Source organism: Pseudomonas sp. Xaverov 83 (assembly GCF_019352905.1).
Taxonomy (GTDB): domain Bacteria; phylum Pseudomonadota; class Gammaproteobacteria; order Pseudomonadales; family Pseudomonadaceae; genus Aquipseudomonas; species Aquipseudomonas yamanorum.
In genome coordinates this window covers 24777-50075 of the sequence record NZ_JAAAFU010000042.1, presented here as the reverse complement: position 1 = coordinate 50075, position 25299 = coordinate 24777, and the positions used below count along the sequence as shown (strand labels likewise).

Below are 25299 nucleotides of genomic sequence, written 5' to 3'. Positions count from 1 at the left end.
CCCCTCGTCACTCCCGCCGCTGGCTGTTCGGCCTGCTCGTGCTGCTGGTCATTGCCGGCTTGTGCTGGAAGTTCTGGCCCGGCAGCAGCCACAAAGACAGTGCCGAGAAGAAGCCCGCCGGGCATGCCGGCAAGTCGGGCATGATGCGCCCGGGGTTTGGTGGTTCTACCGGCCCGGTGCCGGTGCGTGTGGCGCCCGCGGTGCTGGGTGAGTTCCCGGTGTACTACAAGGCGCTGGGCACGGTCACCGCACTGAACACCATTAATGTGCGCAGCCGGGTAGGGGGAGAGCTGGTCAAGATCGCCTTTGAAGAAGGGCAGATGGTCAAGGCAGGTGACTTGCTGGCGGAAATCGACCCGCGCAGTTACCAGAATGCCTTGCTCCAGGCCCAGGGCACGTTGCTGCAGAACCAGGCCCAGCTGAAAAACGCCCAGGTCGACGTGCAACGTTATCGCGACCTGTATGCCCAAGACAGTATCGCCAAGCAGACCCTGGACACCGCCGAAGCGCTGGTGTTGCAGTACCAGGGCACGGTCAAGACCAACCAGGGCGCGGTGGATGACGCCAAGCTCAACCTCGAATTTACCAAGATCCGCGCCCCGATTACCGGGCGTGTCGGCCTGCGCCAGGTGGACGTGGGCAACCTCGTCGCCGCCAACGACACCACCTTCCTGGCGGTGATCACCCAGACCCAACCCATCAGCGTGGTCTTCACGCTGCCGGAAAACACCCTGGAAACCGTGCTGGCGCGTTATCACGCCGGCAACAAGCTGCCGGTAGAAGCCTGGGACCGCGGCGACGTGGCCCTGAAAGCCAACGGCGTGCTGCAGAGCCTGGACAACCAGATCGACGTCACCACCGGCACCCTGAAATTCAAGGCGCGGTTCGATAACAAGGACCAGGCGCTGTTCCCCAACCAGTTCGTGAATGTGCACTTGCTGGCCGACACCCTGCATAACGTGGTGCTGGCGCCATCGGCGGCGATTCAGTTCGGCAACAATGGCACCTTCGTCTACGTGCTCGATGGCGACAAGAAGGTCAAGGTACGTCCGCTGGTGATCGGTGACTCCGACGGCGACAACACCGTGATCAAGCAAGGCTTGGCAGCCGGCGACCGGGTGGTGCTGGAAGGCACTGACCGCCTGAAGGACGGCAGCGACATCGAAGTGGTCAACGACAGCACTGAAGTGCCGACCACGCCGACCGAACACCTCCAGGGCCAGCCGGCAGCCAAGACGCAGCAAGGCCCGGCTGATGCCGGCAAGGCGCAAAAGGGCGGCGCATGAACCTCTCGCGGCTGTTCATCCTTCGCCCGGTAGCCACTACCCTGAGCATGCTGGCCATTGTTCTGGCCGGGGCGATCGCTTATCGCCTGTTGCCGGTTTCGGCCTTGCCCCAGGTGGACTACCCGACCATCCGGGTGATGACCCTGTACCCCGGCGCCAGCCCGGACGTGATGACCAGCGCGGTGACCGCGCCTCTGGAGCGTCAGTTCGGGCAAATGCCCGGCCTGACCCAGATGGCGTCCACCAGCTCCGGCGGCGCCTCGGTGCTGACCCTGCGGTTCAACCTCGACATCAACATGGATGTCGCCGAGCAACAGGTGCAGGCCGCGATCAACGCCGCCACCAACCTGCTGCCCAAGGACTTGCCGGCACCGCCGGTGTACAACAAGGTCAACCCGGCGGACACCCCGGTACTGACCCTGGCCATCACCTCCAAGACCATGTTGCTGCCCAAGCTCAACGACCTGGTCGACACGCGCATGGCGCAGAAAATCGCGCAGATCAGCGGCGTCGGCATGGTCAGCATCGCCGGTGGCCAGCGCCAGGCGGTGCGGATCAAGGTCAACCCCGAGGCCCTGGCGGCCAACGGCCTGAACCTGTCGGACGTGCGCACCCTGATCGCCGCCTCCAACGTCAACCAGCCCAAGGGTAACTTTGACGGCCCCACGCGGGTGTCGATGCTCGACGCCAACGACCAGTTGGTCTCGCCCAAGGAATACGCCGAGCTGATCCTCGCCTACAACAACGGCGCGCCGCTGCGACTCAAGGACGTGGCGCAGATCGTCGACGGCGCCGAGAACGAACGCCTCGCGGCCTGGGCCAATGAAAACCAGGCGGTCTTGCTGAACATTCAGCGCCAGCCCGGGGCCAACGTCATCGAAGTGGTGGACCGGATCAAGGCATTGTTGCCGAGCATCACCGACAACCTGCCGGCCGGCCTGGACGTGACGGTGCTCACTGACCGGACCCAGACCATCCGGGCCTCGGTCAAGGACGTACAACACGAATTGCTGATCGCCATTGCCCTGGTGGTGATGGTGACGTTCCTGTTCCTGCGCCGCTTCAGCGCGACCATCATCCCGTCCATTGCCGTGCCACTTTCCCTGGTGGGCACCTTTGGCGTGATGTACCTGGCCGGTTTCTCCATCAACAACCTGACGCTGATGGCCCTGACCATCGCCACCGGTTTTGTGGTGGACGACGCCATCGTGATGCTGGAGAACATTTCCCGCTATATCGAGGAAGGCGAGACGCCCATGGCGGCCGCGCTCAAGGGCGCCAAGCAGATCGGGTTCACCCTGATTTCCCTGACCCTGTCGCTGATTGCGGTATTGATCCCGCTGCTGTTCATGGCCGACGTGGTGGGGCGCTTGTTCCGTGAATTCGCCATCACCCTAGCGGTGGCGATCCTGATTTCCCTGGTGGTCTCCCTGACCCTGACGCCAATGATGTGCGCGCGTTTGCTCAAGCGCGAACCCAAGGAAGAAGAGCAGGGCCGTTTCTACAAGGCCAGCGGCGCCTGGATCGACTGGTTGATCGAAGCCTACGGGCGCAAGTTGCAGTGGGTGCTCAAGCACCAGCCGCTGACCTTGCTGGTGGCCATCGCCACCCTGGGCCTGACCGTGGTGTTGTACATGGTCGTGCCCAAGGGCTTCTTCCCGGTGCAGGACACCGGCGTGATCCAGGGCATTTCCGAAGCGCCGCAGTCGATTTCCTTTGCGGCCATGAGCCAGCGCCAGCAGGAACTGGCGAAGATCATCCTCGAAGACCCTGCGGTGGAGAGCCTTTCGTCCTACATCGGGGTGGACGGTGATAACGCCACCCTCAACAGCGGCCGCCTGCTGATCAACCTCAAGCCCCACGGCGAACGGGACCTCAGCGCGGCACAGATCATCACGCGCCTGCAACCACAGCTGGACAAGCTGGTGGGTATCCGCCTGTTCATGCAGCCGGTGCAGGACCTGACCATTGAAGACCGCGTCAGCCGCACCCAGTACCAGTTCAGCATGTCCTCGCCGGACGCCGAGCTGCTGGCGCTGTGGAGTGACAAGCTGGTGCACGCCCTCAGTCAACTGCCGGAACTCTCCGACGTCGCCAGTGACCTGCAGGACAAAGGCCTGCAGGTGTACCTGGTGATCGACCGCGACGCGGCTTCGCGCCTTGGCGTGTCGGTCTCGACCATCACTGATGCGCTGTACGACGCGTTCGGCCAGCGGCAGATTTCCACCATCTATACCCAGGCCAGCCAGTACCGCGTGGTGCTGCAGGCCCAATCGGGGGAAACCCTCGGCCCGGCCGCCCTGAACCAGATCCATGTGAAAACCACCGACGGCGGCCAGGTACGGCTGTCCAGCCTGGCCCACGTGGAACAGCGTCAGGCCCAGCTGGCGATCGCCCATATCGGTCAGTTCCCGGCGGTGATGATGTCGTTCAACCTGGCCCCCGGCGTGGCGCTGGGCAAGGGTGTGGAACTGATCAACCAGGCCCAGAAGGACATCGGCATGCCCGTCGGCGTGCAGACTCAGTTCCAGGGTGCAGCCCAGGCGTTCGAGGCTTCGCTGTCGAGTACCTTGCTGCTGATCCTGGCGGCGGTGGTGACCATGTACATCGTGCTGGGTGTGCTCTATGAGAGCTACATCCACCCGATCACCATTCTCTCGACCTTGCCCTCGGCAGCGGTGGGTGCCTTGCTGGCCTTGCTGCTCAGTGGCAACGACCTGGGGATGATCGCGATTATCGGCATCATCCTGTTGATCGGTATCGTGAAGAAGAACGCGATCATGATGATCGACTTTGCCCTCGATGCTGAGCGCAACCAGGGCCTGGACCCGCAAACCGCGATCTACCAGGCGGCGCTGTTGCGCTTCCGGCCGATCCTGATGACTACCCTGGCGGCGCTGTTCGGTGCGGTGCCGTTGATGCTCGCCACCGGTTCCGGTGCGGAGCTGCGTCAGCCCCTGGGTCTGGTGATGGTTGGCGGGCTGCTGGTGAGCCAGGTGTTGACCCTGTTTACCACTCCGGTGATCTACCTGTATTTCGACCGCCTTGGCCGGCGCTGGCGCAAAGAGCCCGCGCGTCTGGAGCCGGTTGAGTCATGAACCTGTCCGGACCTTTCATTCGCCGGCCGGTAGCGACCATGCTGCTGAGCCTGGCGATCATGCTGCTGGGCGGCGTCAGCTTCAACCTGCTGCCAGTCTCGCCTTTGCCGCAGATCGACTTCCCGGTGATCGTGGTGTCGGCCAGCTTGCCCGGCGCCAGCCCCGAGGTGATGGCGTCTACGGTGGCCACGCCGTTGGAGCGCTCTTTCGGCGCAATTGCCGGCATTACCACCATGAGCAGTTCGTCGAGCCAGGGTTCGACCCGGGTGATCCTGGCGTTCGACTCCAATCGCGACATCAACGGCGCGGCGCGGGAAGTGCAGGCGGCGATCAACGCCTCCCGTAACCTGCTGCCCAGTGGCATGCGCAGCATGCCCACCTACAAGAAGATCAACCCGTCCCAGGCGCCCATCATGGTGCTGTCCCTGACGTCGGACGTGTTGCCCAAGGGCCAGTTGTACGACTTGGCCTCCACTATCCTGTCCCAGAGCCTGTCCCAGGTGCCGGGGGTGGGTGAAGTGCAGATCGGCGGCAGCTCCTTGCCCGCCGTGCGGATCGAACTTGAACCCAAGGCCCTCGACCAGTACGGCGTGGCCCTGGACGATGTGCGTAACACCATCGCCAATGCCAACGTGCGCCGGCCCAAGGGCTCGCTGGAAGACAGTGAGCGCAACTGGCAGATCCAGGCCAACGACCAGCTGGAAAAGGCCAAGGACTACGAACCACTGCTGATCCGCTACCAGAATGGCGCGGCCCTGCGCCTGGGGGATGTGGCGAAGATCAGCGATGGCGTCGAGGACCGCTACAACAGCGGCTTCTTCAACAACGACTCGGCGGTGCTGCTGGTGATCAACCGCCAGTCCGGTGCCAACATCATCGAGACGGTGAAGCAGATCAAGGCGCAACTGCCGGCCTTGCAGGCGGTGTTGCCGTCCAGCGTCAAGCTGAACCTGGCCATGGACCGTTCGCCGGTGATCACCGCCACCTTGCACGAAGCCGAGATGACGTTGCTGATTGCCGTGGCCCTGGTGATCCTGGTGGTGTACCTGTTCCTCGGTAACTTCCGTGCCTCGCTGATTCCCACCCTGGCGGTGCCAGTATCGCTGGTGGGCACCTTTGCGGTGATGTACCTGTTCGGCTTTTCCCTGAACAACCTGTCGCTGATGGCACTGATCCTCGCCACCGGTCTGGTGGTGGACGATGCCATCGTGGTGCTGGAGAACATTTCCCGGCACATCGACGAAGGCGTGCCGCCGATGAAGGCGGCGTACCTGGGGGCGCAGGAAGTCGGCTTCACGCTGCTGTCGATGAATGTCTCGCTGGTGGCGGTGTTCCTCTCGATCCTGTTCATGGGCGGGATCGTTACCAGCCTGTTCCGCGAGTTTTCCATCACCTTGGCGGCGGCGATCATCGTCTCGCTGGTGGTGTCCCTGACCCTGACCCCGATGCTCTGCGCCCGCTGGCTCAAGCCCCATGTCAAAGGCCAGGAGACAGGCTTGCAGCGCTGGAGCCAGAAAATCAACGACCGCATGGTGGCCGGCTATGCCCGCAGCCTGGACTGGGTGCTGCGTCACAAGCGCCTGACGCTGCTCAGCCTGTTGGTGACCATCGGGGTCAACGTCGCCCTGTATGTGGTGGTGCCGAAAACCTTCATGCCCCAGCAGGACACCGGGCAACTGATCGGTTTTGTGCGCGGCGACGACGGGCTGTCATTCAGTGTCATGCAGCCGAAGATGGAAATCTTCCGCAAGGCAGTCCTGCAGGATCCCGCCGTGTTGAGCGTGGCAGGCTTTATTGGCGGCAACAGCGGCACCAATAACGCGGTGATGCTGGTGCGGCTCAAGCCCATCAGCGAACGCAAGATTTCTGCCCAGGCGGTGATCGAGCGCATGCGCAAGAATGTGCCTCTGGTACCGGGCGGGCGCCTGATGTTGATGGCTGACCAGGACCTGCAATTTGGTGGCGGCCGCGACCAGACCACCTCGCAGTATTCCTACATCCTGCAAAGCGGCGACCTGGCGGCCTTGCGCCTGTGGTACCCGAAAGTGGTCGCCGCGTTGCGCGAACTGCCGGAACTCACCGCCATCGATGCCCGTGAAGGGCGTGGTGCGGCCCAGGTCACGCTGATTGTCGACCGCGACCAGGCCAAGCGCCTGGGCATTGATATGAACATGGTCACCGCCGTGCTCAACAACGCCTACAGCCAGCGCCAGATTTCCACCATCTACGACAGCCTCAACCAGTACCAGGTGGTGATGGAGGTCAATCCGAAGTACGCCCAGGATCCGATCACCCTTAATCAGATGCAGGTGATCACGTCCACCGGTGCACGCGTCCCGCTGTCGGCCATCGCCCACTATGAAAACAGCCTGGCGGATGATCGGGTCAGCCATGAAGGCCAGTTCGCCTCGGAAAACATTGCGTTTGATATGTCACCCGGGGTCACGGTGGAGCAGGGCACGGCCGCTATCGAGCGAGCGATTGCCAAGGTCGGCTTGCCCGAAGATGTGATCGCGAAGATGGCCGGTACGGCCGACGCCTTCGCCGCCACTCAGAAAGGCCAGCCGTTCATGATCCTCGGTGCGCTGGTGGCGGTGTACCTGGTATTGGGGGTTCTGTACGAGAGCTACATTCACCCGCTGACCATTCTGTCGACCTTGCCGTCGGCGGGGGTGGGCGCGTTGCTCTCGATCTATCTGCTGGGGGGCGAATTCAGCCTGATCTCGCTGTTGGGGCTGTTCCTGCTGATCGGGGTGGTGAAGAAAAACGCGATCCTGATGATCGACCTTGCACTGCAACTGGAGCGCAAGGACGGCATGAGCCCGCTGGAATCGATTCGCGCCGCCTGCCTCGTGCGGCTGCGCCCGATCCTGATGACCACCCTGGCGGCGATTCTGGGCGCCGTGCCGCTGCTGCTCAGTACCGCCGAAGGCGCGGAAATGCGCCAGCCCCTGGGCCTGACGATTATCGGCGGGCTGGTGTTCAGCCAGATCCTGACCCTCTACACCACGCCTGTGGTTTACCTTTATCTCGACCGCCTGCGCCACCGTTTCAACGGTTGGCGCGGAGTGCGTACCGATGCTGCCCTGGACACTGCGCTATGACCGACTCAACGTTTCCCACCGTGCAACGTCTGGCGATGACTCGCGGCTCCAAGCTGCTGAGCCTGGCCCTGTGCGGCGTGATGCTCAGCGCCTGCGCCGTCGGCCCGGACTACAAACGCCCCGAATTGACCGAGCCTGCCCAGTACAAAGAGGCCCAGGGCTGGCGCCAGGCCGCGCCCAGCGACTCGTTGGCCCGGGGCGCCTGGTGGGAGTTGTACGGCGACAAACAATTGAATGAGCTGGTAGAAAAACTCAACAGCTCCAACCAGACCGTGGCCCAGGCCGAGGCTCGTTATCGCCAGGCCGCCTCGCAGGTGCGCAGTGCCCGTGGGGCGTTCTTCCCCACGGTTGACCTGAGTGCCTCGAAAAGCCGGGCCAGCCAGGGTACCGGCAGCAGTAACGCCAGCCTCAGCAGCTCCAGCAGCGGTATCCGCGACACCCTGAACACCCAGCTGGGCGTGAGCTGGGAAGCCGATATCTGGGGCAAACTGCGCCGGGGCCTGGAAGCCAATGAAGCCAGCGCCGAAGCCAGCGCAGCGGACCTCGCGGCGATGCGCCTGAGCCAGCAATCGGAGCTGGTGCAGGATTACCTGCAACTGCGGGTCATGGACGAACAGACCCGTTTGCTGCAAGCCACGGTGGATACCTACCAACGCTCCCTGCAAATGACTCAGAACCAATACCGCGCCGGTGTCTCGGGCAAGGATGCCATTGCCCAGGCCCAGACCCAATTGAAAAGCACCCAGGCCAGCATGATCGACCTGATCTGGCAGCGGGCGCAGCTGGAAAACGCAATTGCCGTGCTGATCGGTGTGCCGCCGGCCAACTTCAACCTGGCGGTGAGCAAGGATATTCCGGCGCTGCCGCAGATTCCGGTGAGCCTGCCGTCGCAACTGCTGGAGCGCCGCCCCGATATCGCCCAAGCTGAGCGTTCGGTGATCGCGGCCAACGCGAATATCGGCGTCGCCAAGACCGCCTACTACCCGGACCTGACCCTGAGCCTGGCCGGCGGCTATTCCAGCAGCACCTACGCCGACTGGATCAGCCTGCCGAACCGCTTCTGGTCGGTGGGACCGAAACTCGCCATGACCCTGTTTGACGGCGGCCAGCGTTCGGCGGAAGTCGACCGCGCCGAAGCGTCCTACGACGAAACCGTAGCTAAGTATCGCCAGACCGTACTGGATGGTTTCCGCGAAGTGGAAAACTACATGGTGCAGCTCAAGGTCCTGGAAGACGAAGCGGTTGTCAGCAACGAAGCCCTCGACGCCGCCCGTGAATCCCTGCGCCTGACCCAGAACCAGTACAAGGCCGGCCTGATCGCTTATCTCGATGTGGTCACCGTGCAAGCGACGGCCCTGAGCAACGAACGCACGGTGCTGACCCTGCTGCAAACCCGGTTGGTGGCCAGCGTGCAACTGATCGCGGCGCTGGGCGGTGGTTGGGATGGGCAAATGCAGCTGAGCGACAAGAAGTAAACAACGATCCGCAGCTGTACTGGCTTGTGTGGGAGCGGGCTTGCTCGCGAAAGCGGTGGGTCAGTCAACTGTGTGTCAACTGACCCGCCGTTTTCGCGAGCAAGCCCACTCCCACAAGGGTTTTGCGGTGCTTTTGAGCCAGTAGTTTGGCGTCAAATTCTGAATGATGGCTATACGATAATATTTCAGGTGTACAAGAATTAATCTCGCTACAATCCCCGACTTTTCACCCCGGCACGGAAGCCGTTTGGCCCATTGGTCACGAGAAGTCCCATGCTCACCGGTAGTTATTCCCCCGCCCTGGTCCTGATTTCCCTGTTCGTCGCGATCCTCGCGTCCTATACCGCGTTGGACCTGACAGGCCGTATTGCCACGGCCAAAGGCCGCGCCGTATACCTGTGGATGGGCGGCGGTGCGCTGGCAATGGGTGTGGGCATCTGGTCGATGCACTTTATCGGCATGCTTGCCTTTCGCTTGCCCATCAGTCTGGGCTATGACATCGACATCACGGCGCTGTCATTGCTGATCGCAGTCCTTTCCAGTGGTTTTGCCTTGTGGCTGGTCAGCCAGCCGCGCTTACCTGCCTGGCAGCTGGCGTTTGGCGCCTTGATCATGGGCGCCGGCATCAGCGCCATGCATTACACCGGCATGGCCGCGATGCGCATGACGCCCGGCATCGACTACGACCCCACGCTGTTCACCGCCTCCCTGTTGATTGCAGTGGGCGCTTCGGCGGCGGCCTTGTGGATCGCCTTCAATCTGCGGCGCAACACGCCTTACGTGCGCTTGGCCCGGGGCGGAGCGGCGATGGTGATGGGCGTGGCAATCGTCGGCATGCATTACACCGGCATGGCCGCTGCGCGTTTCGCCGATGGCAGTTTTTGCGGCGCAGCCCTGACAGGCCTCAGCGGCAAGGGCCTGGATAATCTGGTGCTGGTGACCACCCTCGCGGTGCTGATCATTGCGCTGCTGACCTCGCTGGCCGATGCCCGCCTGGAAGCCCGTACCGCGGTGTTAGCCAACTCCTTGACCCAGGCCAACCAGGAACTCACTCACTTGGCCCTGCACGACATGCTCACCGGCTTGCCCAACCGCACCTTGCTCGCTGACCGGATTCAACAAGCGATACAGCGGGTGAACGAGGAGGGCGGTTGCTTCGCGCTGATGTTTATCGACCTGGATGGCTTCAAACCGGTTAACGACGCCTTCGGCCACCACATGGGCGACCAGTTGTTGCAGGAGGTCGGCCTGCGCCTGCGGGAAGACTTGCGCAGCCAGGACACCCTGGCCCGCATCGGCGGTGATGAGTTTGTCTTGCTGGTGCAGTTGACCCAGCCCGACGACGCGCTGCGCCTGGCCGAGCGCCAGGTGGGCATGATCAACCAGTCGTTCCGCGTTGCCGAACACGAGCTGAAGATCTCCGCCAGCATCGGTATCGCGCTGTTCCCCGGCAACGGCGCCACGCCCCAGGAACTGCTGATGAACGCCGACGCGGCGATGTATCACGCCAAGGGCATGGGCAAGAACGGCTACAGCTTTTTCGATGTGTCGATGAACACCAATGCGCGCAAGCAACTGCAACTGCTGCAGGACTTGCGTAGCGCCGTGGAGCATGAACAGTTCCGGCTGTATTACCAGCCCAAGTTCGACGCCGTCAGCGGTCGCCCGGTCGGTGCCGAAGCCCTGCTGCGCTGGGAGCATCCGCAACAGGGCTTGTTATTGCCGGACAAGTTTATCGAGCTGGCGGAAAAGACCGGGCTGATCATCCCCATCGGCGACTGGGTGCTCAATGAAGCCTGCCGCCAGATGCAGGTGTGGTACGCCCAGGGCTATCACGACTGGCGCATCGCGGTGAATCTGTCGGCGTTGCAGTTCTGCCATGCCGGGCTGGTCAAGAGTGTCGCCAACGCGCTGGAGCGCCACCGGTTACCGGCCAACAGCCTGACCCTGGAAATCACCGAGACCACCGCCATGAGCGATGCCGATGCGAGCATGACGGTGTTGCAGAAGCTTTCGGACATGGGCGTCGATCTGTCCATCGACGACTTTGGCACCGGCTATTCGAGCCTGATGTACCTCAAGCGCCTGCCGGCCAATGAACTGAAAATCGACCGTGGGTTTGTCCGCGACCTGGAGCACGACAGTGACGATGCCGCCATCGTCTCGGCCATCGTGGCCCTCGGCCAAGCCCTGGGCCTGCGTATTGTGGCCGAAGGGGTCGAGACCGATTCACAGCAGAGCTTCCTCACACGGCTGGGCTGCGACTCATTGCAAGGTTATCTGCTGGGGCATCCGTTGCCGGCGGACCAATTTATGACGGACATTAAAAAGGCCACCGCCGGAGTGGCCGATACCCGCGGCTGAGTGCGGTTATACCTGTTAGTTCTGACAGTAGCGACCGTGATACAGCGCGTATAGAGTCGATTCCAGGAAGCTGACTTCGGAGCCGACCGACATGGCATCGCTCATGACCGGTGTATTCACGCCCACAGGTTCGATGCTCGAACCCCGTTATTTCCACAATTCTGTGGGCATCGGCGACCTGGGCGTACTGGTCATCGCCGGGGAAGGCCCCGGCGAAGCTTCAGGCCCGCGTTTCGACAATTGGCGCCTGGCACACCCGGTTGCGCATCGACCACCCGCATCATGGCCAGCGTGGAGTTCTACCACCAAACGTCAGGGCAGTGGTCGACGGTCGCGCCGCTTCCGTTTCCCCGCAGTGCCAGTGCGGCTGTGGTTTTGCAGTCGGGCACTGTGCTGTTGACGGCTGGGAGCGAGTCCGGCCAGTCGATCAGTGACGTGCAGTTGTATAACGTTTCAACCAACCGCTGGACACCAGCGAGACCCTTGTACACGCCGCGCTTCGGCCATACCAGCACACTGTTGGCGTCAGGAAACGTCTTGGTGGTCGGCGGCAATAATCAGCAATCCGGTGGCGGGCAAGTGCAAGACAGCGTTGAATGTTACGACCCGCTCACCGGCCATTGGCAGCGTAAAGCCTGGCTCCCCGTGGATGCCATGAATCACACCGCAACCTTGCCGGCGAGCATTATGATCCGAGGTCCGCTCAATGGACGCTGACCGCGGCCCTCCACCCCGGGCGTTTCGGCCACCGCGCGTGCTGCCTTTCTGCGGGGCAAGTGCTGATTGCGGGGAGCTCGAGGGCCACCCCTCATCCGGCGCCGCTGTCCAATGCCGAGCTTTTTAGCCTGGCGTGATCAACACGCTCTTCTCGGGTTGACCTGAGCCCATGCAAAACCTGCCGGTCGCAGGTAGTATTGGATCCATCAGCTCACGTTGAATCAGGAGACCTTACACATGGACAAAGTCGTCATCATCACCGGTGGCAGCCGTGGGATCGGCGCCGCCACGGCGTTGCTGGCCGCTGCCCAGGGCTATCGTATCTGCATCAACTACCAGGCTGATGAAGACGCTGCCCACCGGGTGCTTGAGCAAGTGCGCGCCCTCGGCGCCCAGGCCATTGCGGTGCGGGCCGATGTCAGCATCGAAGACGAAGTGATCGGCCTGTTCCACCGGGTCGATAACGAATTGGGCCGGGTGACGGCGCTGGTCAACAATGCCGGTACCGTCGGGCACAAGTCTCGAGTCGATGAGATGTCCGAATTCCGCATCCTGAAGACGCTCAAGACCAATGTGTTGGGGCCGATCCTGTGTGCCAAGCACGCGCTGCTGCGCATGTCGCCCAAACATGGCGGGCAGGGTGGCAGCATCGTCAACGTGTCGTCGGCCGCCGCGCGTCTCGGGGCCCCGGGTGAGTACGTGGATTACGCTGCGTCCAAGGGCGCGCTGGACACGTTCACCCTGGGGCTTTCCAAGGAAGTGGCGGGCGAGGGGATCCGGGTCAATGGCGTGCGTCCAGGTTTCATCTTCACTGAGTTCCACGCGCTGAGCGGCGACCCTGACCGGGTCAGCAAGCTGGAACCGGGGATTCCCATGGCCCGTGGCGGGCGTGCCGAAGAAGTGGCGGAAGGGATTATCTGGTTGCTGTCGGACAAGGCGTCCTATGCCACCGGGACCTTCATCGACCTGGCGGGCGGTCGATAAAGTTATAGCGCCTGTTCGGGCGTCATCGCGGGCAAGCCCGGCTCCCACAATTGATCGCGTATCTCTGTGGGAGCCGGGCTTGCCCGCGATGGCGTCGGTTGTCTTCACACAGCCTGTCAAAACGAACGCACAATTTTCCCCAGGGTCTCCATCGCCTTCTCACACGACTCATCCCACGGGCTGCCGTAATTCAAGCGAATGCAATTCCTGAAGCGCTGTGTCGGTGAAAAGATCGGCCCCGGCGCGATGCTGATGCCCTGGGCCAGGGCCATCTGGAACAATTTCAACGAGTCGGTCTGCTCCGGCAATTCCAGCCAAAGAAAGTAACCGCCGGCCGGCTGACTGACACGGGTCTGCGCCGGGAAGTAACGGGCGATGGCCGCGAGCATGGCGCTTTGCTGCTCCTCCAGCGCATACCGCAATTTGCGCAGGTGCCGATCGTAGCCGCCGTGTTGCAGGTAATCGGCAATCGCCGCCTGGGCCGGCATCGATGCACACAGTGACGTCATCAGCTTCAGCCGCTCGATCTTCTGCGCATAACGCCCGGCAGCCACCCAGCCAATGCGGTAACCCGGGGCCAGGCTTTTGGCGAACGAGCCGCAGTGCATCACCAGGCCTTCGGTGTCGAACGCCTTGGCCGGTTTCGGCGCCTGTTGCCCGTAGTACAACTCGGCGTACACGTCATCTTCAATCAGCGGCACCTGATGGCTGCGCAACAATTCCACCAGTTCCTGTTTCTTGGCCTCGGGCATGGTCGCGCCCATCGGGTTCTGGAAACTGGTCATGCACCAGCAAGCCTTGATCGGATAGCGCTCCAGGCTTTGCGCCAGCACCTTGAGGTCAATGCCATCGCGCGGGTGCACGGGGATTTCCACTGCCTTGAGCTTCAGGCGTTCGAGGATCTGCAGGCTGGCATAAAACGCCGGGGCTTCGATGGCTACGAGGTCGCCCGGTTCGGTCACGGCTTGCAGGCACAGGTTAAGCGCCTCGAGCGCACCGTTGGTGATCAACAGTTCTTCCATCGGCAGCATCAGCCCGCCAACCATGTAGCGCAGGGCGATCTGCCGGCGCAGTTGCGGGTTGCCCGGCGACATGTCGGTGACCACCATGCGCGGGTCCATTTCCCGGCTGGCACTGGCCAGGGAGCGGGCCAGGCGTTGCAGCGGGAACAGCGTCGGGCTGGGGAAGGCCGAGCCGAAGGGCACGGTTTGCGGGTCCTTGATGGAGTCGAGTACTGAGAACACCAATTCGCTGACGTCCACCTCGGTGGATTCGTGCACATGGGCACTCACCACCGGCTCGGAAAACGGGCTCGGCGCATGGGTGTTGACGAAGTACCCGGAGCGCGGTCGGGCGCGGATCAGCCCGCGACGCTCCAGCAGGTAGTAGGCCTGGAACACCGTGGACGGGCTGACCCCGTAGGTCTGGCTGGCGTAGCGCACCGAAGGCACGCGTTGGCCGGGGCCGAGGACGCCGGAGCGAATCAATTCTGCAATGTCGTCGGCGAATTTTTCGTAGCGTTTCATTGAGTCTCAGTGCTTTGAACGGATTTTGCTGATTGAACACAGATCAAACTGTGGGAGCAGGCAAGCCAGCTCCCACAGTTGATCTCCAGTGTTGCTGAAAGCTCGGGTTCAGCGATTCAATGGCGCCACAAACCGGCTATCCGCTGCGCTGTAGATCCACGGCTCATCCACGTCCGTGACCTTGAAGCGGATGGTCTGGGAGCTGCTGGCCGGCTTGTCTGCCGTCATCGCCACCGACACCGGCACATCGGTAATCTCTCCCGGCGCCAGGCTGATGTCGGTCTTGCCCTGCAACTGGAAGCCATCGCCATCTACCAGCTCCAGGCGATAATCCTGGCGTTGCTGGGTCTTGTTGATGACCTTGAGGCTGTAGATGTTCTCGATCAAGCCTTCGCTGTTCTCGCGAAACATCCCACGGTCCTTGGTCACGTCCAGCGACACCATCGGGCGCGCCACCAGGGCCACCACCAGTGCGCCGATCATCACCAGCAGCACGGCACTGTAGCCGATCAGCCGTGGCCTGAGCAGATGGGTCTTGCCACCTTGCAACTGATGCTCCGAGGTATAGCTGACCAGTCCACGGGCATAGCCCATCTTGTCCATGATCGAATCACAGGCATCGATACATGCGGCGCAGCCGATGCATTCCATTTGCAGGCCGTCACGGATGTCGATACCGGTAGGGCACACCTGCACGCACAGCTGGCAATCGATGCAGTCACCCAGGCCAACGTCCGCCGGTTGCATGTCACGTTTGCGCGGGCCGCGATTTTCGCCACGGGCCACGTCGTAGGAAATGGTCAGGGTGTCTTTGTCGAACATCACACTCTGGAACCGCGCATACGGGCACATGTGCATGCACACCGCTTCCCGCAGCCAGCCGGCATTGATGTAGGTAGCGCCGGTAAAAAACAGCACCCAGAACAGGCTGACGCCGCCCATTTGCCAGGTCAGCAGTTCTTCGGCCAGCGGCCGGATCGGTGTGAAGTAGCCGACAAACGTCAGCCCGGTCAGCACGCTGATACCCAGCCACAGTGTGTGCTTGGCCGACCGTCGGGCCAGCTTGTTCAAGCCCCAGGGCGCGGCCTGCAGCTTGATGCGCTGGTTTCGCTCACCTTCAGTGACTTTTTCGCACCACATGAACAGCCAGGTAAACGAGCTTTGCGGGCAGGTATAGCCGCACCACACCCGGCCTGCGAACACGGTGATCGCGAACAGGCCGAATGCGCAGATGATCAACAGCGCCGACAGCAGGATGAAATCCTGGGGCCAGAACGTGGCGCCGAAGATGTGGAATTTGCTTTCAGCCAGGTCCCACAGCACCGCTTGCCGGCCGCCCCAGTTCAGCCACACGGTGCCGAAAAACGCCAGGAACAGAAAGCCTGCGCCCGCTACACGCAAGGTGCGGAACAGGCCGGTAAAACTGCGGGTATGAATCAGGTTGTCGCTGGATTTGGCCTTCACCTTCTTTGGATGTGCTGGCTCAAACACGTCTACGGTTCGGACGGGGATTCTATCGCTCATGGTCTTTCGCTCATCAGCCTCCATCAGGCAGATGAACTATGACCGGCGCTCTGTTTGCATAACAGACTCAGGTAGGGCGATAAAAAGCGGATCAGATGGGCCGCCAACGCGTACCTGCGACAATGTGCTGCACCCGGTGGTGCGCGGGGTGCAGCGCTTTTCAGGCAGTGATGATCCAGATCAATCAAATCACCGAATCACCGTCGGTGGCCTTCAAATGCTTACGGCCATCCTTGGCGCCAGCGACGGTCAATGCGTCGGCTTCAGCTTCGGTGATGTAGGTGCAGTCACCGTTCAACTTCACAAACGACATGGATTTCTCGCTGTCTGTTTCGACAGTGACATGGGTGGCTTCAAGTTGTTTCTCCTGGCCGTCGGCATCGACGGTGAAGAAACATTGCTGACCTTCGATACGTACGGGCATATCGATCTCCTTTTTGTGGGCTATTGCTAGTTAGGGTGGGATGCGAAGGCAATGGTTCTGCGCAACTGACTGACGGTCGGTGCTGTCCATGTTCTATCGAACCCTAACAAGGACACGTCCATGGACGCCTGGTGGCATGAAGTCTGGGAAACCCTGCAAGCGGAATTTGCCGATATCGGCGATGCCCGGCAACTCACGCAAATCACCGTGCGGCTGATGATTGCCGCGATATTGGGCGGGATCCTGGGTTATGAGCGTGAACAGAAAGGCAAGGCCGCCGGGGTACGCACCCACATGCTCGTGGCCATGGGCGCCGCGTTGTTCGTGTTAGTGCCGAGTATGTCGGGCTCCCAGGCAGACGCCATGAGCCGTGTGCTGCAGGGCGTGATCGCTGGCATCGGCTTTCTTGGCGCCGGCACCATCCTTAAGGGCAAGGAAGATGAAGAGGGCCAGCACGTCAAAGGCCTGACCACCGCCGCCGGCTTGTGGATGACCGCCGCCATTGGTGTGGCGGCGGGGATGGGGCGGGAGTCGACGGCGGTGCTCAGTACGTTATTGGCATTGGCGGTGTTCAGCGTCATGCCAAGGATAGTGCGGCTGCTGGAGAAGGATTAGACGATGACCGGCGGCATGGTCGTCGGTGGTTCCTCCACGGGTGGTGGCTGAGTGCCAGGTGGCTCCTGCTCGGGAACCGGGTCGGGCTCGGTCGGCGGCAATGTCGGCTTATCTATATTGGGATCAGGCGTTTCAGCTGGAATAGGGATATTCATCGGTGTGGCCTCCTTTGTGCTTTGCTCTACCGGTGGACAATCGCCCGGTGGATTTGATTCCCCGCCCGATGGCGTCATATCCACCTGAACTTTTCAATCGCCAGCATGCTCGGAACCTATACGGCCCTGCTCAGGGAGAGCGTTGCCGTTTCAGAATTTGGATCAAGCGCAAGAGCGTCCACTGGGCGTTAAGGGGAGATGCTCGATGACTGCTGAAACACTGACCCAAGACGATTCAACCTCCACATTACCGCTGTCCCAGGCACTGTTGCTGCCAAGGATTGCGATTGAAAGCACCACTCCGGTGATCGATGGCGGCGAGTTTGCCGTTAAGGCTGTGGTTGGCCAGCGCGTGCAGGTTGCCAGCAAGGTGTTCGCTGATGGTCACGACAAGCTTGCAGTGATGATCCGCTGGCGCCCGCGCAATGAAGAGAGCTGGCACAGTGTGGTGATGACCGATGTCGGCAACAACGGCTGGGAGGGCGCATTCACCGTGACCGCCCAAGGGCCGCATGAGTATTGCATCGAAGCCTGGATCGACACGTTCGCCAGCTTCCGCTACGAATTGAGCAAGAAACATGAGGCCGGGGTACCGGTCAGCCTGGAGTTGCAGGAAGGCCGCAGCCAGGTCCTGCAAGCCGCCGAGCGCAGCGACAACGAGCTGCGTGACCGCCTGATGCTGCTGCACCACGAACTCTCCGGCCTGCTGGAAACCGAGCAAGTCGCACTGTTTCTGCACGATGACAGTGCACACCTGATGACCCAGGCCGATCACCGCGCCTATTTGAGCATCAGCCCGGTGTTCCCGATTGACGTGGAGCGTGAGGCTGCGCAGTTCGCCAGCTGGTACGAGCTGTTTCCCCGCTCGATCACCGACGATCCTGCGCGCCACGGCACCTTTAACGACGTGCACTCGCGCCTGTCGATGATCCATGACATGGGCTTTGACGTGCTGTACTTCCCGCCTATCCATCCCATCGGCCGCAGCCATCGCAAAGGCAAGAACAACTCCCTGACCGCCGGGCCCGATGACCCGGGCAGCCCGTATGCCATCGGCAGCGAAGAGGGCGGCCACGAGGCGATCCACTCGCAGCTGGGCACCCGGGAAGACTTCCGCAACCTGGTCAAGGCCGCCGCCGATCATGGCCTGGAGATCGCCCTGGACTTTGCCATCCAGTGCTCCCAGGACCACCCGTGGCTCAAGCAGCATCCGGGCTGGTTCAACTGGCGGCCCGACGGCACGATCAAATACGCCGAGAACCCGCCGAAGAAATACCAGGACATCGTCAACGTCGACTTCTACGCGGCGGATGCGATTCCCAGCCTGTGGACCGAGTTGCGTGACATCGTGGTCGGTTGGGTGGAAGAGGGCGTGAAGACCTTTCGCGTGGACAACCCCCACACCAAGCCGCTGCCGTTCTGGCAATGGCTGATCAGCGATGTGCGCGGCAAATACCCGGAAGTGATCTTCCTCGCCGAAGCCTTCACCACCCCGGCGATGATGGCGCGCCTGGGCAAGGTCGGTTACTCCCAGAGCTACACCTACTTCACCTGGCGCAACACCAAGGCCGAGTTGAGCGAGTATCTGAGCGAGCTGAACGAGTCGCCATGGCGCGAGTGCTTCCGGCCGAACTTCTTTGTTAACACGCCGGACATCAATCCGGGCTTCCTGCATGAATCCGGCCGCGCGGGCTTCTTGATCCGTGCCGCGCTGGCCACCATGGGCTCAGGCTTGTGGGGCATGTATTCCGGCTTTGAACTGTGCGAAGCGGCCCCGGTACCGGGCAAGGAAGAGTACCTGGACTCGGAGAAGTACGAGATCCGCCCGCGAGACTTTACGGCGCCGGGCAACATCATTGCCGAGATCGCTCAGCTCAATCGCATTCGCCGGCAAAACCCGGCCTTGCAGACGCATCTCGGGCTGAAGCTCTACAACGCGTGGAACGACAACATCCTGTACTTCGGCAAACGCAGCGAGGACGGCAGCAACTTTATCCTGGTGGCCGTGAGTCTCGACCCGTTCAACGCCCAGGAGGCCAATTTCGAGTTGCCGTTGTGGGAGATGGGCCTACCGGACGATGCTCAGACCCAGGGCGAAGACTTGATGACCGGCCACCGCTGGACCTGGTACGGCAAGACCCAGTGGATGCGGATCGAACCGTGGCATCAGCCGTTTGGTATCTGGCGCATTACCGTTTCCTGAAGCTGATCTCCAATCCAAAGGAGATCAAATGTGGGAGCTGGCTTGCCTGCGATAGCGGTGTGTCAGTGCAGATGATACTGGCTGATCCACCGCTATCGCAGGCAAGCCAGCTCCCACATTGACCGAGTTCCTTCAGGCAGAATTTTTCGAATTCCCAGGAGTTTCCAATGGCGAAGAAACCCAAGGCTGCCACCTTTATCAAAGACCCGCTCTGGTACAAGGACGCGGTGATTTATCAGGTTCACGTCAAATCCTATTTCGACTCCAACAACGACGGCATCGGTGACTTTCCCGGGCTGATCGCCAAGCTCGACTACATCGCCGACCTTGGGGTGAACACCATCTGGCTGCTGCCGTTCTACCCCTCGCCACGCCGTGACGATGGCTACGACATCGCCGAATACCGTGGTGTGCACAGCGACTACGGGACCATGGCCGACGCCAAGCGCTTTATCGCCGAAGCCCACAAACGCGGACTGCGGGTGATCACCGAACTGGTGATCAACCACACCTCCGACCAGCACCCGTGGTTCCAGCGGGCACGCAAGGCCAAGCCGGGTTCGGCCGCGCGGGACTTCTACGTGTGGTCTGATGACGACCAGAAATACGACGGCACCCGCATCATTTTCCTCGACACCGAAAAGTCTAACTGGACCTGGGACCCGGTCGCCGGCCAATACTTCTGGCACCGCTTTTACTCCCACCAGCCGGACCTCAACTTCGACAACCCGCAGGTCATGAAAGCCGTCCTGTCGGTGATGCGCTACTGGCTCGACATGGGCATCGACGGCCTGCGCCTGGACGCCATTCCGTACCTGATCGAGCGCGATGGCACCAACAACGAAAACCTCCCCGAAACCCACGACGTGCTCAAGCAGATCCGCGCCGAGATCGACGCCAACTACCCCGACCGCATGCTCCTGGCCGAAGCCAACCAATGGCCGGAAGACACCCAGCTGTATTTCGGTGACAAGAAGGGCGACGACGGTGACGAATGCCACATGGCGTTCCACTTCCCGCTGATGCCGCGCATGTACATGGCGCTGGCCCAGGAAGACCGTTTCCCGATCACCGACATCCTGCGCCAGACCCCGGAGATCCCGGCCAATTGCCAATGGGCCATCTTCCTGCGCAACCACGATGAACTGACCCTGGAAATGGTCACCGATAAAGAGCGCGACTACCTCTGGAACTACTATGCCGCCGACCGCCGGGCGCGGATCAATCTGGGGATTCGCCGGCGCCTGGCACCGCTGATGGAACGTGACCGCCGGCGCATCGAGCTGCTCAACAGCCTGCTGCTGTCGATGCCCGGCACGCCCACGCTGTACTACGGCGATGAAATCGGCATGGGCGACAACATCTACCTCGGTGACCGCGACGGCGTGCGCACGCCGATGCAATGGTCCATCGACCGCAACGGCGGCTTTTCCCGCGCCGACCCGGCCAGCCTGGTACTGCCGCCGATCATGGACCCGCAATACGGCTACCAATCGGTCAACGTCGAAACCCAGACCCAGGACCCGCACTCGTTGCTGAATTGGACCCGACGCATGCTGGCCGTGCGTAAACAGTCCAAGGCCTTCGGTCGCGGCAGCCTGAAAATGCTCTCGCCCAGCAACCGCCGCATCCTGGCGTATACCCGCGAATACGTGGGCGCCGATGGCAAGAATGAAATCATCCTCTGTGTGGCCAACGTGTCCCGCAGTGCCCAGGCGGCAGAACTGGACCTCTCGGCGTTTGCCGGCATGGTTCCGGTGGAGATGCTTGGCGGGAATGCCTTCCCGCCCATTGGCCAGCTGAATTTTCTGCTGACCCTGGCGCCGTATGGCTTCTACTGGTTCGTGCTCGCGGCGGAAAACCAGATGCCAAGCTGGCACGTGGAACCGGCGCAAAGCATCCCGGACTTCACCACCTTGGTGCTGAAGAAACGCATGGAAGAGCTGCTCGAAGCGCCGTGCCGCACAACCCTGGAACAGAATGCGTTGCCGGCGTGGCTGCCCAAGCGCCGCTGGTTTGCCAGCAAGGACACGGCAATCGATGCTGTGCACATCGCCTACGGCGTGCGCTTTGGCGACCCGCAGCACCCGGTGTTGCTCAGTGAAATCGAAGTCATCAGCGCCGGGCAGGTCAGCCGCTATCAGCTGCCATTCGGCTTCCTTGGTGAAGACCAGTTCACCAGCGCCTTGCCGCAACAACTGGCGCTTGCCCGTGTGCGGCGAGTGCGTCAGGTGGGTTTGGTGACCGATGCCTTCAGCCTCGACACCTATATCCGCGGCGTGATCCAGGGTCTCCAGGCCAAAACCGTCCTCGACTCCACCGATGGCGAGATTCGCTTCGAGCCCACGGCGCAGTTGGCCAAGCTGGAATTGAACGACGAATCGGAAGTGCGCTACCTCGCAGCGGAACAGTCCAACAGTTCCGTGGTGGTGGGCAGCAGCCTGGTGCTCAAGCTGATCCGTAAAGTCAGCGCCGGGGTTCACCCGGAACTGGAGATGGGCGCCTACCTGACCGAAGCCGGCTACGAACATATCTCTCCGCTGCTGGGCTCGGTGATTCGCCACGACGCCGACGGCCAGGACAACCTGCTGATGATCGCCCAGGGTTACCTGAGCAACCAGGGCGACGCGTGGGGCTGGACCCAGAACAACCTGGAGCGAGCGATTCGCGACGAACTGGCCGAAGCCATGTCCGAGCAGGAACAGCACTACAACGCCCTCGGCGAACTGGCGGATTTCGCCGGCTTGCTCGGACAGCGCCTCGGTGAAATGCACCAGGTGCTGGCAGCACCTACCACCAACAAGGCCTTCAAACCTGAGGTTACGTCCCTCAAGGACACCCAGGGCTGGGCCAAGCATGTGGGCGCACAAATCGACCGCGCGTTGCAGTTGCTTAAGCAGCATCAAACCAAGTTGAACCCTGCCGATCAGGCGCTGGTCAGTGCTTTACTGGATCAGAAAAAGGCCATCGCCAGTTACGTTCAGGACCTGGCGAAAGCCACGGTGGGCGGGTTGCGCATTCGCGTGCACGGCGACCTGCACCTGGGCCAGGTACTGGTGGTGAAGGGTGATGCCTACCTGATTGACTTCGAGGGCGAGCCGGCGCGGCCGCTGCCTGAACGTCGCGGTAAACATAGCCCGTACAAGGATGTGAGCGGGGTGCTACGGTCGTTTGATTACGCGGCGGCCATGGCGGTGAATGTGCAAGGCGTCGACCAGTCACCTGAAGCCAATGCATCCCGGCAGCGGGTGGCGGATCGCTACTTGCATGAGGCCAAACAGGCATTTATCCAGGCCTATCACGCCGCCACGACTACACTGGCCCATGACTGGCAGGATGCCAAAGGCCAGGACGCAGCGCTGGCGTTGTTCAGCCTGGAGAAGGCCGCGTACGAAGTGGCCTACGAAGCAGAGAATCGTCCCAGCTGGTTGCCGGTGCCGTTGCAAGGTTTGCACGGGCTGCTCAGCGGGCTGAAACCATTATCGAAAACTGCACGCGGTGGGGAGTCGTCATGAGTTTTACAAGCAAAGAACCGCTGCAGGAAAAGTTGAGTGTGATGCCCAAGCCTGCTGATATCGAAGCCCTGGTACGGGCCGAACACCATGACCCATTCTCGATCCTGGGCCCCCATGATGACGAGCAGGGCGGCCAGTTCATTCGCGCCTTCCTGCCGGAAGCCCTGAGTGTCCAGGTACTGGCCCGCGACAGCGGCGAGCACATCGGCAGCCTCGATGCGACCCAGGTGCCGGGCTTGTTTGTCGGGCACTTCGGCAGCCGCCAGGCGTACCTGCTGAAGATCCAGTGGGCCGGTGGCGAACAGGTCACCGAAGACCCTTACAGCTTCCAGCAACTGCTGCTGGGCGAGATGGACCTGTACCTGTTCGCCGAAGGCAATCACCGCGACCTGAGCAGTTGCCTCGGGGCACAAGTGACCAGCGTCGACGGCGTCCAGGGCGTGCGCTTTGCCGTATGGGCACCGAATGCCCGTCGGGTATCGGTGGTGGGCGACTTCAATATCTGGGACGGGCGCCGCCATCCGATGCGCCTGCGTCATCCGTCCGGGGTCTGGGAAATCTTTATCCCGCGCCTGCAACCGGGCGCCGCCTACAAGTACGAAATCCTCGGCGCCCACGGGATCCTGCCGCTCAAGGCCGACCCCATGGCCCTGGCCACGCAAATGCCGCCGGATACCGCCTCCAAAGTCGCTCCGCCGCTGCAAGTCGACTGGCAGGACCATGACTGGATGCAATCGCGCGGCGAGCGGCAAAAGCCCAGCGCGCCGTTGTCGATCTATGAGTTGCATGCCGGTTCCTGGCAGTGCGAACTGGACGAAGTCGGCGAGGTGTCCCGCCAGTACAGCTGGCGCGAGCTGACCGAGCGCTTGATTCCGTATGTGCAGCAGTTGGGCTTCACCCATATCGAGCTGATGCCGATCATGGAGCACCCGTTTGGCGGTTCCTGGGGCTACCAGGCGCTGTCGCAATTTGCGCCCACGGCGCGCTTCGGCTCGCCGGAGGATTTCGCGTACTTCGTCAATGCCTGCCATCAGGCAGACATTGGCGTAATCCTCGACTGGGTACCGGCGCATTTCCCTACCGACACCCACGGCCTGGCGCAATTCGACGGCACCGCGCTGTACGAATACGCCAACCCGCTGGAAGGCTTCCACCAGGATTGGGACACCCTGATCTACAACCTCGGTCGCACCGAAGTCCATGGCTTCATGCTGGCGTCGGCGTTGCACTGGCTCAAGCACTTCCATATCGACGGTCTGCGGGTGGATGCCGTGGCGTCGATGCTGTATCGCGACTATTCGCGCAAGGCCGGTGAATGGGTGCCGAACCGCCACGGCGGTCGTGAAAACCTTGAAGCCATCGACTTCCTGCGTCACCTCAACGACGTGGTGGCCCTGGAAGCCCCCGGCGCACTGGTGATCGCCGAGGAATCCACCGCATGGCCCGGCGTAAGCCAGCCAACCCAACAGGGCGGCCTGGGTTTCAACTACAAATGGAACATGGGCTGGATGCACGATTCGCTGCACTACATCCAGCAAGACCCGGTGTACCGCGCCCACCATCACAACGAGCTGAGTTTTGGCCTGGTGTATGCCTGGTCCGAGCGTTTTATCCTGCCGATTTCCCATGATGAAGTGGTGCACGGCAAACACTCGCTGATCGACAAGATGCCCGGCGACCGCTGGCAGAAATTTGCCAACCTGCGGGCTTACCTGAGCTTCATGTGGATGCACCCGGGCAAGAAGCTGCTGTTCATGGGCTGCGAGTTCGGCCAGTGGCGCGAGTGGAACCACGATCAGCAGCTGGACTGGTACCTGCTGCAATACCCCGAACACCGGGGCGTGCAGAAACTGGTGGGCGACCTCAACCGCCTGTACCGCGAAGAACCGGCGCTGCACGACCAGGACGACGCGCCACAGGGCTTCCAGTGGCTGATCGGCGACGACGCGATCAACAGCGTCTACGCCTGGCTGCGCTGGAGCAAGGACGGCAGGCCGGTGCTGGTGGTGGCCAACTTCACGCCGGTGCCGAGGGAGTCTTACAAGGTCGGCGTCCCGTTTGCCGGGCGTTGGAGCGAGGTGATCAACAGCGATGCCGACACCTATGCCGGTTCCAACTTTGGCAACGGTGGCGGGGCGTTTACGGAGGAAGAGCCCAAGCATGGGCAGCCTTTGTCACTCTCGTTGAACCTGCCGCCGTTGGGTGTGCTGATCCTGCGACCGGACGCCTGACTTCCAGACGATGAAGATCAAATGTGGGAGCTGGCTTGCCTGCGATAGACTCACTTCGGTCTAGCTGAAAGACCGAGG

The 25299-nt window shown here is 61.9% G+C and carries 14 protein-coding genes; 11 read left to right on the top strand and 3 right to left on the bottom strand.

The genetic code is table 11. From position 1 onward, the window contains the following. From K0H47_RS14730 to K0H47_RS14700, 7 genes are all read left to right on the top strand, one after another. On the top strand, nucleotides 1-1286 hold a 1286-nt coding region (locus K0H47_RS14730), incomplete at its 5' end, for an MdtA/MuxA family multidrug efflux RND transporter periplasmic adaptor subunit (protein WP_219273056.1). After that, nucleotides 1283-4384 (top strand): MdtB/MuxB family multidrug efflux RND transporter permease subunit, encoded by a 3102-nt coding sequence (locus K0H47_RS14725; RefSeq protein ID WP_063030752.1) that lies wholly within the window; start codon nucleotides 1283-1285, stop codon nucleotides 4382-4384. The genes K0H47_RS14730 and K0H47_RS14725, both read left to right, overlap by 4 nt. Then, nucleotides 4381-7488 (top strand): efflux RND transporter permease subunit, encoded by a 3108-nt coding sequence (locus tag K0H47_RS14720; protein ID WP_063030750.1) that lies wholly within the window; start codon nucleotides 4381-4383, stop codon nucleotides 7486-7488. Before K0H47_RS14725 ends, K0H47_RS14720 begins: the two co-directional genes overlap by 4 nt. Continuing rightward, complete coding sequence (locus K0H47_RS14715) at nucleotides 7485-8963, top strand: efflux transporter outer membrane subunit (RefSeq protein WP_219273054.1); 1479 nt, start codon at nucleotides 7485-7487, stop codon at nucleotides 8961-8963. The genes K0H47_RS14720 and K0H47_RS14715 overlap by 4 nt, the downstream gene beginning before the upstream one ends. Nucleotides 8964-9236: 273 nt before the next feature. Continuing rightward, nucleotides 9237-11327, top strand: coding sequence for a bifunctional diguanylate cyclase/phosphodiesterase (locus K0H47_RS14710; RefSeq protein WP_219273053.1), 2091 nt, complete (start codon nucleotides 9237-9239; stop codon nucleotides 11325-11327). A 282-nt stretch (nucleotides 11328-11609) separates the two neighbouring features. Then, nucleotides 11610-12044, top strand: coding sequence for a kelch repeat-containing protein (locus K0H47_RS14705; protein WP_219273051.1), 435 nt, complete (start codon nucleotides 11610-11612; stop codon nucleotides 12042-12044). Between the two features lie 237 nt (nucleotides 12045-12281). Beyond that, nucleotides 12282-13028 (top strand): SDR family oxidoreductase, encoded by a 747-nt coding sequence (locus K0H47_RS14700; protein ID WP_063030742.1) that lies wholly within the window; start codon nucleotides 12282-12284, stop codon nucleotides 13026-13028. A gap of 116 nt (nucleotides 13029-13144) precedes the next feature. Here the strand turns inward: K0H47_RS14700 and mapR are convergent, their stop codons facing one another. From mapR to K0H47_RS14685, 3 genes are all read right to left on the bottom strand, one after another. Continuing rightward, complete coding sequence (gene mapR, locus K0H47_RS14695; protein ID WP_093197530.1) at nucleotides 13145-14554, bottom strand: GntR family transcriptional regulator MpaR; 1410 nt, start codon at nucleotides 14552-14554, stop codon at nucleotides 13145-13147. A gap of 108 nt (nucleotides 14555-14662) precedes the next feature. Beyond that, on the bottom strand, nucleotides 14663-16078 hold the full coding sequence (ccoG, locus tag K0H47_RS14690) for a cytochrome c oxidase accessory protein CcoG (RefSeq protein WP_219273050.1): 1416 nt from the start codon (nucleotides 16076-16078) through the stop codon (nucleotides 14663-14665). A gap of 184 nt (nucleotides 16079-16262) precedes the next feature. Beyond that, nucleotides 16263-16502: a DUF3203 family protein gene (locus tag K0H47_RS14685; protein ID WP_063030736.1), complete on the bottom strand. Its 240-nt coding sequence runs from the start codon at nucleotides 16500-16502 to the stop codon at nucleotides 16263-16265. Nucleotides 16503-16622: 120 nt separating this feature from the next. On the opposite strand from K0H47_RS14685, the gene K0H47_RS14680 reads away from it, so the two are divergent. From K0H47_RS14680 to glgB, 4 genes are all read left to right on the top strand, one after another. Next, nucleotides 16623-17117 (top strand): MgtC/SapB family protein, encoded by a 495-nt coding sequence (locus K0H47_RS14680; RefSeq protein WP_063030734.1) that lies wholly within the window; start codon nucleotides 16623-16625, stop codon nucleotides 17115-17117. 360 nt (nucleotides 17118-17477) lie between these two features. After that, nucleotides 17478-19475, top strand: coding sequence for an alpha-1,4-glucan--maltose-1-phosphate maltosyltransferase (locus K0H47_RS14675; RefSeq protein ID WP_219273048.1), 1998 nt, complete (start codon nucleotides 17478-17480; stop codon nucleotides 19473-19475). Between the two features lie 167 nt (nucleotides 19476-19642). After that, complete coding sequence (gene treS, locus K0H47_RS14670) at nucleotides 19643-22990, top strand: maltose alpha-D-glucosyltransferase (RefSeq protein ID WP_219273047.1); 3348 nt, start codon at nucleotides 19643-19645, stop codon at nucleotides 22988-22990. Next, complete coding sequence (glgB, locus tag K0H47_RS14665) at nucleotides 22987-25221, top strand: 1,4-alpha-glucan branching protein GlgB (RefSeq protein ID WP_093197516.1); 2235 nt, start codon at nucleotides 22987-22989, stop codon at nucleotides 25219-25221. The genes treS and glgB overlap by 4 nt, the downstream gene beginning before the upstream one ends. Nucleotides 25222-25299 lie beyond the last annotated feature (78 nt).